13 protein-coding genes are annotated in these 12,628 nt (G+C 69.6%); 9 read left to right on the forward strand and 4 right to left on the reverse strand.

The window, feature by feature from the left end:
- Window positions 1-46 precede the first annotated feature (46 nt).
- The 9 genes from uxaC to V9G19_RS10000 are packed head-to-tail and all read left to right on the forward strand — an operon-like array spanning window position 47 to window position 10,053.
- Complete coding sequence (gene uxaC / locus V9G19_RS09960) at window positions 47-1,456, forward strand: glucuronate isomerase (protein WP_462285315.1); 1,410 nt, start codon at window positions 47-49, stop codon at window positions 1,454-1,456.
- Window positions 1,453-2,838 (forward strand): mannitol dehydrogenase family protein, encoded by a 1,386-nt coding sequence (locus tag V9G19_RS09965; RefSeq protein WP_462285316.1) that lies wholly within the window; start codon window positions 1,453-1,455, stop codon window positions 2,836-2,838. The genes uxaC and V9G19_RS09965 overlap by 4 nt, the downstream gene beginning before the upstream one ends.
- Window positions 2,838-3,356, forward strand: a complete 519-nt coding sequence (locus tag V9G19_RS09970) for a gluconokinase (RefSeq protein WP_462285317.1) — start codon at window positions 2,838-2,840, stop codon at window positions 3,354-3,356. The genes V9G19_RS09965 and V9G19_RS09970 overlap by 1 nt, the downstream gene beginning before the upstream one ends.
- Window positions 3,357-3,390: 34 nt before the next feature.
- The gene (locus tag V9G19_RS09975) at window positions 3,391-4,092 is read left to right on the forward strand and encodes an LppX_LprAFG lipoprotein (protein WP_462285318.1); all 702 of its coding nucleotides are present in this window, start codon (window positions 3,391-3,393) and stop codon (window positions 4,090-4,092) included.
- A 27-nt stretch (window positions 4,093-4,119) separates the two neighbouring features.
- Window positions 4,120-5,838, forward strand: coding sequence for an MFS transporter (locus V9G19_RS09980; protein ID WP_462285319.1), 1,719 nt, complete (start codon window positions 4,120-4,122; stop codon window positions 5,836-5,838).
- Between the two features lie 41 nt (window positions 5,839-5,879).
- Window positions 5,880-7,226, forward strand: coding sequence for a sensor histidine kinase (locus tag V9G19_RS09985; RefSeq protein ID WP_462285320.1), 1,347 nt, complete (start codon window positions 5,880-5,882; stop codon window positions 7,224-7,226).
- The gene (locus tag V9G19_RS09990) at window positions 7,219-7,890 is read left to right on the forward strand and encodes a response regulator (protein WP_462285321.1); all 672 of its coding nucleotides are present in this window, start codon (window positions 7,219-7,221) and stop codon (window positions 7,888-7,890) included. Before V9G19_RS09985 ends, V9G19_RS09990 begins: the two co-directional genes overlap by 8 nt.
- Window positions 7,891-7,945: 55 nt before the next feature.
- Window positions 7,946-8,827, forward strand: coding sequence for an ABC transporter ATP-binding protein (locus tag V9G19_RS09995; protein ID WP_462285322.1), 882 nt, complete (start codon window positions 7,946-7,948; stop codon window positions 8,825-8,827).
- Window positions 8,824-10,053: an ABC transporter permease gene (locus V9G19_RS10000; RefSeq protein WP_462285323.1), complete on the forward strand. Its 1,230-nt coding sequence runs from the start codon at window positions 8,824-8,826 to the stop codon at window positions 10,051-10,053. Before V9G19_RS09995 ends, V9G19_RS10000 begins: the two co-directional genes overlap by 4 nt.
- Before the next feature lie 2 nt (window positions 10,054-10,055).
- On the opposite strand, the gene V9G19_RS10005 is transcribed toward V9G19_RS10000, so the two are convergent.
- The 4 genes from V9G19_RS10005 to V9G19_RS10020 are packed head-to-tail and all read right to left on the reverse strand — an operon-like array spanning window position 10,056 to window position 12,612.
- The gene (locus tag V9G19_RS10005) at window positions 10,056-10,283 is read right to left on the reverse strand and encodes a hypothetical protein (RefSeq protein ID WP_462285451.1); all 228 of its coding nucleotides are present in this window, start codon (window positions 10,281-10,283) and stop codon (window positions 10,056-10,058) included.
- Window positions 10,189-10,911 carry an LLM class flavin-dependent oxidoreductase gene (locus V9G19_RS10010; protein ID WP_462285324.1) on the reverse strand — a complete coding sequence of 241 codons (723 nt, stop codon included), beginning with the start codon at window positions 10,909-10,911 and terminating at the stop codon, window positions 10,189-10,191. Before V9G19_RS10010 ends, V9G19_RS10005 begins: the two co-directional genes overlap by 95 nt.
- A 47-nt stretch (window positions 10,912-10,958) precedes the next feature.
- A complete protein-coding gene (locus V9G19_RS10015) occupies window positions 10,959-11,834 on the reverse strand; it encodes an alpha/beta fold hydrolase (RefSeq protein ID WP_462285325.1) in 876 nt (291 codons plus the stop codon).
- Complete coding sequence (locus V9G19_RS10020; RefSeq protein ID WP_462285326.1) at window positions 11,827-12,612, reverse strand: exodeoxyribonuclease III; 786 nt, start codon at window positions 12,610-12,612, stop codon at window positions 11,827-11,829. The genes V9G19_RS10015 and V9G19_RS10020 overlap by 8 nt, the downstream gene beginning before the upstream one ends.
- Between the last annotated feature and the right edge of the window lie 16 nt (window positions 12,613-12,628).

Consider the following 12,628-nt stretch of genomic DNA (forward strand, 5'->3'; position numbering starts at 1 on the left):
GTCCGAGGTGTTGTCCGCGCGAGTTCGGCGCAGCAGGATAGGCCGTATGCCGCAGCTCGCCCCGCACCCCAACCGGCTCCTCCCCGCCGACCCCGGCACCCGCGACATCGCGCGGCGCCTGTATGCCGAGGTTTCCGGTCTGCCGATCATCAGCCCGCACGGACACGTGCCCCCGGAGTGGTTGGCGCAGGACATCCCGTTCTCCGACCCGACGACGCTGCTGATCAGCCCCGACCATTACGTCACCAGGCTGATGCACTCGGCCGGGGTCGACCTGGCGGCGCTTGGGGTCGGGGGCAGTGAGCTGGATGAGGCGGGCAAACGGGCCGCCTGGCGACTCTTCTGCGAGCACTGGCCGGTCTATCGCGGCACGGCGATCCGCTTTTGGATGGAGGCGGAACTGCACGACATCTTCGGCGTCACCGAGCGGCCTAGCGCGGAGACGGCGGACGCGATTTACGGCCAGATCGCCGCCGCGCTCGCGACCCCCGAGTTCCGGCCGCGGGCGCTGTTCGAACGGTTCGGCATCGAGATCATCGCGACAACCGACGATCCGTGCGACGACCTGCACCACCACGATGCGCTCGCCGCCGACGAGTCCTTCGCCGGGAGGGTCATGCCGACGTTCCGCCCGGACCGTTATCTCGAGCCGGGCCGGGAGGGCTGGAGCGAGTTGGTCGACGCCCTTGGGGAAGCGGCCGGCGTCGACACCGGCACATACGCCGGCTTCCGCGAGGCGCTGGCGACCAGGCGGCAGTATTTCAAGGACCACGGCGCGGTCTCGACCGACCACAGCCATGCCGATGTCGTGACCCTCGTCCTCGACGACGCGGAGGCGCACCGGCTGTTCGCGCGCTGCCGCTCGGGCGAGGCCAACGCGGACGAGGCGACCGCGTTGCGGCGCTTCCTGCTCGTCGAGATGGCCCGCATGGCCGTCGACGACGGCCTGGTGATGACCCTGCACCCCGCGGTGGCCCGCAACCACAGCCAGGCATCCTTCAATCGCTTTGGTGCCGACACCGGTTGCGACATCCCGATCGCGGTCGAGTGGACCACTGGGCTGCAGTCGCTGCTTGCCGAGGTCGGGCTCGCTCCCGGCTTCCAGGTGGTGCTGTTCACCCTCGACGGCGACACCTTCTCGCGCGAGATCGCCCCGCTTGCCGGCTTCTATCCGAGCGTGTTCGCCGGGGCGCCCTGGTGGTTCCTTGACGCCCCCGACGCCATCCGCCGCTTCCAGGGAGCGGTCAGCGATATCGCCGGCTTCTCCCGGATGAGCGGCTTCATCGACGACACCCGGGCGTTCTGCTCCATCCCGGCGCGGCACGATCTCTCCCGTCGGCTCGACTGCGCCTTCCTCGCCGAGCTGGTGGCAACGCATAGGTTGGAGGAGGATGAGGCGCTGGACACCGCCCGTGCCCTGGTCGCGACCAACCCGAGAAAGGCCTTCAAGCTGTGACCGACGACGCTCACGCTGCCCGACGTCCCTCCCGCGCCGACGGCCGCCCGGCCGCACCCGTGCGCAGTGTCCACCTCGGGCTCGGGAACTTCTTCCGCGCCCACCAGTGCTGGTTCACCGAGCATGCGCCGGATGCCGCCGACTGGGGGATCGCGGCATTCACCGGTATGGCGCTCGGCCCGGCTCAAGACATCGCCGACCAGGACGGGGTCTATACCCTTGTGGTTCAGGCCGCGGATGGCGATGTGCCCGAGACGATTTCGTCGCTGACCGAGGTTCATGGCTCCGATGAGCTCGACGCCTGGCGGAGGGTCTTCGAGCTTCCCGACCTCGCATTCGTCTCGACGACGGTCACCGAGGCCGGCTACCGCCGATCCGCCGACGGCGGCCTCGACCAGAGCGACCCCGAGGTGGTCGCAGACATCGCGAAGCTGCGGGCCGACGGCCTCGGCGCGGAGGTCACGACCGCGCCCGGCAAGCTCATCCTTGCCCTGATGGTGCGCCGCGAGAAGGGTTTTGGCGGCTTCACGGTCCTGCCGTGCGACAACGTCCCCGACAACGGCGAGATGGCCGAGCGGGTGCTCACCGAGATGGCGCAGGCCGTCGACTCGGGGCTATCCGGCTGGATCGCCGAGAACATCACCTTCGTCACCACGATGGTCGACCGGATCACCCCGCGCGCCACCGACGCGGACTTGGACGCGTTGCGCGCCAGGGGGATCGACGACCCGGCCGCGGTCGTGACCGAGCCCTATTTGGAGTGGGTGCTCTCCGGCGAGTTCCGGGCCGGCCGCCCGCGTTGGGAGGAGGTCGGCGCCCGGTTCGTTGCTGACATCGTCCCGTGGGAGCACCGCAAGCTGTGGCTGCTCAACGGCTCCCACTCCCTGATGGCGTATGCCGCGCCGATCCGCGGCCACGCCACCGTCGCCGACGCGATCACCGACCCGGTCGTCCGCGGCTGGGTCGAGGAGTGGTGGGACGAGGCCTGCCGCCACTTGCCGCTGCCCGAGGCCGAGCTGACCGCCTACCGCCAGGCCCTGGTCGAGCGCTTCGCCAATCCGCGGATCCGGCACCTGCTCGCCCAGATCGCCGCGGACGGCTCCCAGAAGGTCCCGATCCGGATCGTCCCGACGGCCCAAGGCGAGTTGGCCGCCGGCCGGCCGGCCACCGGGGCGTTGCGGGCGATCGCGGCGTGGGTGCTGCACCTGAGCGGAAAGGGGGCCCCGGTCACCGACGCGCAGGGAGCGGCATACGTCGAATTGGCGGCGCAGCCGCTGGAACGGGCGATCCCGGCGATCCTGGCGACGCTCGGCATCGACGATGCCGCTGCGGCTCAGCGGTGTGTGGACTTGGCCGGCGAGATCGAGAACGGAGACGACTGATGAGTGCGCCAACGCATGTCGTGGTGATGGGTGTGTCCGGGTGTGGCAAGTCGACGCTGGGTGCGGCGTTGGCGACCGAGTTGGGCGCCGAGTTCGGCGAGGCCGATCTGTTCCACCCCAAGGCCAATGTGGACAAGATGGCGGCCGGGCACCCGCTGACCGACGAGGACCGCTGGCCGTGGCTGGACTTGCTCGTCGACTGGATGAACAAGCAGCGGGCGGCCGGGCACCATACGGTCGTCAGCTGCTCGGCCCTGCGCAAGGTCTATCGCGACCGGCTGCGCCGGGCCGGCGGCGGTGTCGTGTTCGTCCACCTCGCGGGGGACAAGGAGGTCATCCTCGGCCGGATGCGGGCCCGGCAAGGCCACTTCATGCCCCCCGCGCTCTTGGACTCGCAGTACGACACCCTCGAGCAGCTCGAGCCGGTCGAGCGGAGCCTGACGCTCGGGATCACCAACTCGCATACCGACAACCTCATGCTGGCCACCGTGTGGGTGAGTTCGCTCGGGCAGGAGTGAGACCGGCCCTGCACGGCCGGGTATCGTCTGGCCCATGCGTCGACGTCTCGTCCTGGCCGCGGCCGTGGTGTGCCTGCCGGTCGGCGTCGCCGCCTGCGGCGGTGACGAGGAGGCCGCGCCCACGGCCGACCCGGCGGCGGCGCTGGCCAAGGCCAAATCGGTCCTCGACGGCGCCAAGGGGGTTGGGCTCGACCTGAAGTCGAGCATCGACATCCCCCAGGGCAACAGCGGGGTGTCCGCGGCCAAGGGGACGGGGATCATCGATGCGACCACGCCGAAGTTCAAGGGCACGGTCAGCGCCGTGGTCAACGGCACCCCGGCGACCGTCGACATGGTCGCGATCGGCGAGAAGACCTGGATGTCGCTGTTCACCCCCAAGCTGATGCCCGTCGACTTGGAGGACCTCGGCGCGCCCAACCCCGGGAAGCTGTTCACCCCCGACACCGGCCTGTCCAGCCTGCTCACCAAGGCCACCGGGCCAGCCCTCGGCAAGGAGGAGCGGTTCGGCAAGGAGGTGCTGCAGACCTACACGGCCAAGATCCCCGGGAACGTCATCCAGGACTTGCTGCGTCTCGGTGACGCGGCGTCGACCTTCGATGCGAACTTCGGGATCCTGCCGGCGACCGGCGAGTTGCGCCAGGCCAAGGTCACCGGCACCTTCTACCAGGGAGTCAGCTCCACCTACACCGTCATCCTGACCGACTACGGCAAGACCATCGACATCCAGCAGCCGTGACCTGGGCGACCGTGACCTGCAGCCATCGTGACCCGCCGTCCCGTGCCGGCGCGGGCGCGGACGCTGCTGACGTTCGCTTCGATCGCGGTCAGCTTGGCGGCAGCGGACACCTATGTCGTCGTGCTCGCCCTGACCGACATGATGCAGGGCGTCGGGCTGGGCATCGAGAACCTGCAACGCGCTGCCCCGATCATCAGCGGCTTCCTGCTCGGGTATATCGCGGTGCTGCCGCTCATCGGGCGCCTGGCCGACCTGCTCGACCGGCAACGCGTGCTGCTCGGGTGCTTGGCGATCTTTGTCGCCGGGTCGGCCGTCACCGCGTTGGCGGTCGAGTTGAAGGTCCTCGTCGCCGGCCGGGTCATCCAGGGCGTCGGCGGCGGGGGACTCGTGCCGGCGACGCTGGCGATCGTGGCCGCGCTCTGGCCCCCCGAGAGACGCGGGTTGCCGCTCGGCGTCGTCGGTGGCGTCCAAGAGCTGGGTTCCGTGCTCGGCCCCGTGCTCGGCGCCCTCGTTCTCATGGTTGCCGATTGGCGGATGATCTTCTGGCTCAACGCGATCGCGGGGGTTGTGCTCGCGTTGCTGGTCGCGAGTGCCGCCGGTGTCTCAGGCGTCGCGCGTGCCCCGGGGGGAGGCGGGTGGCGAGCGAGCGGCATCCGGACGGTTGTGGTGGCGTTGGCGGCGGCCACGCTCGGTCTGGCGTTGTGGGCCCCCGACCGGTTGACGACGAGCGTCTCGCTGGGCACGCCCTTTGTGCCGTTCGGGACGATGACCTCGCGCCTGGCCACCCCGATCGGCGTGCTCGGCCTGGGCCTGACCCTGCTCGCCGTCACGCTCATGGTGCTTGCGAGTTGGCCGGCGCTGCGGCGGGCCGATCCGCTGGGCGCGGCCCTGCTCGGGGGATCGCTCGGCGCCGTCGTGCTCACCTTTGCCGCCTCGGACCCGGAGAAGGAGGTCGTCGGTCCGCTCGGGCTCGCGCTGCTTCCCCTCGCCGGGCTCCTGGCTCTCGGGTATGCCGTGGTCCACCGCCGCTCGCCCAATCCGGTCATCCCGCGCGGGGTCGTGCGCGGGCGGACCGGCTGGGCGTTAGTCGTCTCGCTCTGCGTCGGCGTCGCGCTGGTGGCGGTCGTCGTCGACGTGCCGCTGCTCGCCCGGCTGGTGCATGTCCAGACATCGGGGGGCCCCAGCCCGGCCACTGCGGGCGCGCTGATCCTGGTCCGCTTCCTGCTCGCCGTGCCCGTCGGTGCGGTCGTTGGCGGGTGGCTGCTGCGCCGCTTCGGCGACGGGCTGGTCGCCGGTGTGGGCCTGCTGCTGGCCGCAACGGGCTTGGTCGTGCTGTCCACCTATGGCCGCGGCTCGTTCACCGCCCTTTCCTCGTATGCCGTTCTCGCCCTTGCCGGTTTTGGGCTCGGCCTCGCTCTGGCCCCGATCAACAACGCCGCCCTGGCCGACTCCCCGCAGGACGCCCACGGAAGCGCCAGCGCGCTGGTCGTCGTCTCCCGGATGATCGGCATGGTCGTCGGCATCGCGCTGCTCACCGCGATCGGGCTGCGGCACTATTACACCGTCGTCGCCGCACTTCCCGACCCGTCGGACAAGCGCGCGCTCGTCGATGCCGGGATCGCCCAGGTGCACTACGTCTTCCGGGGCGCCACCGTGGCCGCCGTCCTCGGCGCCCTCACCTGCCCGCTCCTCGGCCTGTCCCGGCGAGGGACTTCCGGTTCCCCCCAGCGCACCTACGGGTTGTGATCGGGCCCGAGAGCTACCGCGCTGCTGGTTACCATCGGGGCATGGATCAGCCGAGGGCGTCGACGGCGGCGCGGATCGGTAGGTTCTTCGGTGTCGACGATCCTTGGCTGCGTCCCCGCCCGCCCATCGGCCGGCGCGACCGCCTGCTCGCGGCTCTCGTCGGGGTGGCCGGTCTGCTGGGCTTGGAGCTGATCCGCAGCGTCGCCGAGTTCGACAAGCTCCGGCAGCCGGTATGGATGCAGTGGCTCGTCGTCCTGAGCGGCGCCACCTTGCTCGTCGGCCGGCGGCGCTGGCCCCTTGTCGTCGCGGCGCTGGCGGCGCTGCACATGTTCGTCGTCGGGGTGACGATGCCGGTCGTCATGGGCCAGCTGACCCTCCAGATCGTCTACTTCTGCGCGATCTTGTCCGGGGTGGCCTGGGCGCGGGACCGGCGCGTGATGCTCGTCGTCGTCGGCATCATCGTCGTCTTCATGTTCGCCTGGATCGCCGTCCAGTTCGCTCTCGGCTCGGCCATCCAGGAGATCGTCGATGAGACTCGGGGCAGGGAGCGCAGCGGGATCTTCGCCCCGGTGCCAGCCGCCATCCTCGCGACCCTGCTCATCAACATCGTCTACTTCGGCGGCGCGGTCCTCATCGGCCAGGCGCAGTGGCGCAGCGCCCGGCAACAGGCCCTCCTCGCCGACCAGGCCGCGACCATCCGCGGACAAGCCGACACGCTGCGGCGACAGGCGGTGATCGATGAGCGGTTGCGCATCGCTCGCGAACTGCACGACGTCGTCGGCCACCACGTCTCCGTGATCGGCATCCAAGCCGGCGCCGCGCGGCGCGTGCTCGGCGTCGATCCGCCCGCCGCCGAGTCCGCCCTCGGGCACATTGAGGAGTCTTCCCGCGAGGCCATCACCCAGTTGCGTTCGTTGCTTGGCACGTTGCGAGATCTCGAGCCCTCCATCGACGGATCGGACTCCCGCGCACCAGAACCCGGGATCACCGACCTGCCGGCGCTGGTCGCCGAGCGGAGCGGCGCCGGGTTGGCGATGGCATACGAGGTCGTGGAGTCCAGCCCCGGCGCCGCCGGGCGAGTGCCGCGCGGGATCGGCCTGTCCCTCTATCGCGTCGCTCAAGAGGCGCTCGCGAATATCGCCCGGCACAGCAGCGCAGCCACCGCGCGGGTCGTCGTCCGCGTCGATGAGAGCGGCACTCGGCCGTATGCCGAGGTCGAGATCCTCGACGACGGCCGTCCCCTCGCCGGAACCTCGGGGAGCGGCATGGGTCAACTCGGCATGCGCGAGCGCATCACCTCGCACGGTGGCCAGCTCGACGTCGGTCCGCGCGCCCTGGGCGGCTACCGCGTGCGGGCGCGAGTTCCATTGGGGGACAGTGATGTCTGACAATGCGCCGTTGAGGGTGCTGCTCGCGGATGACCAACAGCTGGTGCGGTCGGGGTTTAGGCTCATGCTCTCCATCGAGCGCGACATCGACGTCGTCGGCGAGGCCGCCAATGGGGCCGAGGCCGCCGAGCTGGCCGCGCAGTTGCGGCCCGATGTCGTGCTGATGGACGTGCAGATGCCTGTGCTGGACGGGATCGAGGCGACTCGCCGGATCGTCGCCGCTGACGCCGCCAAGGTCCTGATCCTGACGACCTTCGACCGGGACGACTACGTCTTCGACGCTCTGGCTGCCGGAGCGAGCGGCTTCCTGCTCAAGAACGCCGATCCCGACCAGCTCGTGGAGGCGGTGCGGGCGGTCGGGCATGGACATGCCCTGCTCGCGCCCGAGGTGACCAAGCGAGTCATCGCCCGGATGACCGGATCGGCGCAGCCTGGGCCCCGCCAGGAACCACCCGAGCTGGCTCGCCTGACCGAGCGAGAGCGCGAGGTCCTCATCCTGATGGGGGAGGGGCTGTCCAACGCCGAGATCGCCGCCCGGCTCATCCTCGGCGAGGCCACGGTCAAGACGCACGTCTCGAACTGCCTGGCCAAGCTGCACGTGCGCGACCGGGTCCAGGCCGTCGTCCTCGCCCACAAGGCCGGGCTCATCCGCGCGGGGGAGTGAGTTTTCCGCCGGGAGGCTGATCCGCCGAACCGGGTGTGCGGCATACGGTCGAAGCATGTTGGAGATCACGGGATTGACCAGGCGTTTCGGCGACGTCGTCGCCGTCGATCGGGTCTCGTTCGCTGTCCCGGGAGGCCGGTTGACCGGCTTCGTCGGTGGAAACGGTGCGGGCAAGACGACCACGATGCGGATGATCATGGGCGTCCTCGGGATCGACGCCGGCGAGGTGCGCTGGGCCGGTCGGCCGATCACCGCCGCGGACCGGCGCAGCTTCGGGTATATGCCCGAGGAGCGCGGGCTGTATCCCAAACAGGGCGTCCTCGACCAGCTCGTCTATCTCGGCCGGCTCAAGGGGATGAGCGCCGAGCGGGCCCGCTCGGCGGTGCAGGAGCACCTGGAGCGGTTCGGACTCGCCGAGCGCGCCACCGACCCGGTGCAGAAGCTGTCCCTGGGCAACCAGCAGCGGGTGCAGATCATTGCCGCCGTCATGAGCAGGCCAGCCGCCCTCATCCTCGACGAGCCGTTCTCCGGTCTCGACCCGAGCGCCGTCGACGCGATGATCGATCTGTTGCGTGAGCACACCCGGCGCGGGGCTCCGGTGCTCTTCTCCAGCCACCAACTCGACCTGGTCGACCGGCTCTGCGACGGGCTGGTCATCCTCAACCAGGGACGGGTGGTCGCCTCCGGGAGTTCCGACGAGCTGCGCTCCGGGGCGCCGGTGCGCTATCGGCTGGCGCTGGGTGGGGACAGCGGCTGGTTGCGCGACATCCGCGGAATCCATGTCGTCGACGTCGACGGCCGGCTGGCCCACTTCGAGGTCATCGAGCCGGGCGCCGAGCAGGTCGTCATCCACGAGGCGGCCCGCCGGGGTGCGGTCCACGAATTCGCTCGCCTGCGCCCGACCCTGGGCGAGATCTACCGGGAGGTGGCGGCATGACCGCCCTGCGCGCGACCACGTCCACGCCGGCCCAGCCGGACGCGGACTCGCCGAACAGCGCACGCCCCCAAGCCTTCTGGTCGATCGTCATGCGCCGGGAGATCCTGATCAAGCTGACCGACAAGGCGTTCATCTTCGGCACCGCGCTCACGGTCGCGATCATCGCCGGTGTCCTGGCGTTCAGCACCTGGCGCGGGGAAAGGACCACCACCTACACCGTGGCCAACCTCCCCGCCGACACCGCCATGGTCGAGGCGAGCGCCAAGCTGGCCTCGTCGATCGACGACAAGGTTGTCATCCACCCGCGGACCTATCCGGACTCCGCGGCCGCCACCGCGGCGGTGCGGGACGGAGCCGCCGATGCGTGGTTGCACCCCGGCGGCGGTGGTTGGGTGTTGACCACCGACGGCCCGGAGAGTTCGCTGCTGAACTCGGTCCAGCAGGCCGTGCGCACAACGGTTCTCGAGCGTCAGGCCAGCCGGTTGGGGACCACGGCCGCTGCCCTGCAGGCCGGCTCGACGGTCGACGCCGCCTTCCTCAAGGGCGATGCCACCAAGGCCAATCTCGCCAAGGCCTTCGGGTTCGCCTTCTCGTTCCTCTTCTACATGGCCGCGCTCATGTTCGGCATTCAGATCGCCAACAGCGTCGTCGAGGAGAAGCAGAGCCGGATCGTCGAGATCATCGCCACCTCGATTCCGTTGCGGCACCTGCTCGCCGGGAAGGTGCTCGGCAACACCGTGCTCGCGCTCTTGCAGATCGTCGTCTATTCCGGTGTCGGACTTGCCGGTATGGCGTTTACGCCCTACCGCTCCTATGTCACCGCGTTCGGTGGTCCGGTCGGCTGGTTCCTCGTCTTCTTCGTCGCCGGCTTCCTCGCTCTGGCCAGCCTCTGGGCGGTCGCCGGCTCGCTCGCCTCGCGGACCGAGGACCTGCAGTCCACGACGACCCCGCTCACCATGATCATCATGGTCGTCTTCTTCTCCGGGATGTTCCTGGACGGGACCGCCCGCGAAATCGCCTCCTTCGTCCCGCCGCTGTCCACGGTCTTGATGCCGATCCGGATCGTCGAGGGCGGTGTCCCGCTCTGGCAGCCGGTGCTCGCGCTCCTGCTCCTCGGACTGTTCGCCGCCGGGACCATCCTGGTCGGCGAACGCCTCTATCGCCGTTCGCTATTGCAAAACCGGGGCCGGGTCTCGATCAGAGCCGCCTGGTCCAGCGCCGAGTGACGCTACCGACAGGCTTCGGCCACGGCCGCCAGGGTATGCGGCGAGCCGCGCAGCAGCAAGGTGGTCACCAGCGAGTCGCGCCAGGCGGCCAGATCGTCGCGGATCTTCGCCGCCGGCCCGACGAGCGCGATCCGCTCAACCAGCGACAACGGGACGGCGGCCGCGGCCTCGGCCTTGCGGCCAGCGAGGTAGTGCTCCTGGACGACCTCGCAGTCGTGCTCGAAACCCAGGCGGGCGACCGCGTCGTAGTGGAAGTTGCGGCCCTTGGCTCCCATGTAGGGGGAGTACCACGCCCGGGATCCACCCGTCGGCGATTTCGGCAGCCAGCGCAACGTTCTTGGGACCCTGCGCGGCGAGCAGGATGGGGATCATCGGGCGCTGTGGGTGCAAGGTGGAGCGCAACGCCTTGCCCAGCCCGGTCCCGTCGCGCCGGGGGATCTGATAGTAGGAACGGTCGAATTCGACTCGCTCGCGGGCGAAGACCTGGCGCATAACCGCGACATACTCCCGAGTCCGGGCCAGCGGCTTGCCGTACTCCTCGCCATACCAGCCCTCGACGACCTGCGGCCCGGAGGCGCCGATCCCGAGGACCATCCGCCCGCCGGTCAGCTGATCGAGGGTCATCGCCGCCATCGCCGTCGCGGTCGGTGTCCGCGCGGCCATCTGCACGACGGCGGTGCCCAGCCGCATGCGTTCGGTGGTCCGTCCGAACCAGGCGAGCGGCGTCAGGCAGTCCATGCCGTAGCTCTCGGACGTCCAGACCGACTCATAGCCGAGTTGTTCGGCGTGCCGGACCAGGCCAGCGAGGCCCGGATCGGGTTTGGCTCCCCAATAGCCGAGGCCGAGGCCGAGTTTCATACCAGTTTCCCTTCGTGAGCTGCCCGGCGGCAGCGCTGCTCATCGCCTCACGAGGCCGTGACGAAGCCGATGATCGTCTCGACGACGAGGTCGGTGGCCTCATAGCCGAGCATGTGTCCCTTGCCCTCGACCTCGATCAGCTTCGAGCCGGCGATGCCTTCGTGGAGCGCGTACGAGTAGGCGGGCGGGGTCAGCCGGTCTTTTGACCCGACGATGATCGTGGTCGGCACCTCGGCCAGCGCAATCAACGACGTGGACTCGTCCATGGTGCGCAGCGCGCTGAAGAAGCGGCCCATGTCGCGCACCTTCGTGCCCGCGATCGCCCGCCGCATCAGCCGGACATCGCGCGGATCCGGGTTGTCGCCAAAATTGAGGTGGCGTTGATGGGGACTGGTCACTAGGAAGCCGGCGGCGACCCGCGGGCCGCGGGCGGCGATGGTCATCACGCCCATCTCGAGGCGCCCGAACCAGCCAGGGCGCTCGACGCCGGCCGACGCGGTCCCGAGCAGAACGACGCCGTTGGCCCGCTCGATGAGCTGATCCGAATAACGTCCGGCGTAGGCCATCACGGTCATTCCGCCCATCGAGTGTCCGACGAGCACGAAGCGCGACTTTGCCGAGATGGTATCGGCCAGGACGGCGGCCAGATCGTCACCGAGCATTCCGACCGACGGAGCCAGCGACCCGGGCGTGGACTGTCCGTGGGCTCGTTGGTCGTAGGCGATCACGGCGACCGGCAGGCGTGCTTGGATGCCGCGGATCACCCGGCCCCACACCGTCCGGTTCAGCGTCCACCCATGCGCCAGGATGACGGCGGGCAAGGACGGATCGGGCTGGCCGGGAGGCAGATAGACCTCCCCGAAGAGCTGCGCTCCACCTTCGACGTCCACCTCGAAGGGTTCGCTGCGGAAGGCCTTAGCCATCTGCCACCTCGATCACGACCGGAGCGTGGTCGGAGGCACCCTTGCCCTTGCGCTCCTCCCGATCGATGAGCGCCCCCGAGACGCGTGCTGCCACATCCGGGGAGGCGAGGAGGAAGTCGATCCGCATGCCCCGACGCTTCTGGAACCGCAGCTGTTGATAGTCCCAGTAGGTGTACACCTTGGGGCCGGGAAGGATGGGGCGGACGGGATCGACGAAGCCGGCGTCGAGGAATGCCGCGAAGGCCGCCCGCTCGCGCGGGGACACGTGTGACTTGTCGAGGTAGTACTCCATCGACCACACGTCGTCATCCTGGGGGGCGATATTCCAGTCGCCCATCAAGATGGTCGGCCCGTCGGCCAGCCACTCCCCGGCCTGGTCTCGCAGCCGGGTCAGCCACTCGATCTTGTAGTCCATGTGGGGGTCGGCGATGTGACGTCCGTTGGGGGCATAGACCGAGACCATCCGGATGCCGCCGCAGCGCGCGGCGAGCACGCGGGCCTCGGCGGCACTGGCCTGTCCCCACGTCGGCGCGTTGGCGAATCCGGGGGCGACGTCATCCAGGCCGACCCGGGAGGCAATCGCCACGCCATTCCATTGGTTGACGCCGTGATGGGCGACCTGGTAGCCGAGTTCTTCGAAGCGGAAGAACGGGAACTGGTCCTCGCGAGTCTTGGTCTCCTGGATCGCCAAGACGTCCACATCCTTGTGCTCTAGCCAGCCGATCACGCGTTCGATCCGCGAACGGATCGAGTTCACGTTCCAGGTGGCAACCTTCACCTCATCCACCCTAGTC

This window comes from Nostocoides sp. (assembly GCF_037045025.1).
In the GTDB taxonomy this organism is placed as follows: domain Bacteria; phylum Actinomycetota; class Actinomycetes; order Actinomycetales; family Dermatophilaceae; genus Nostocoides_A.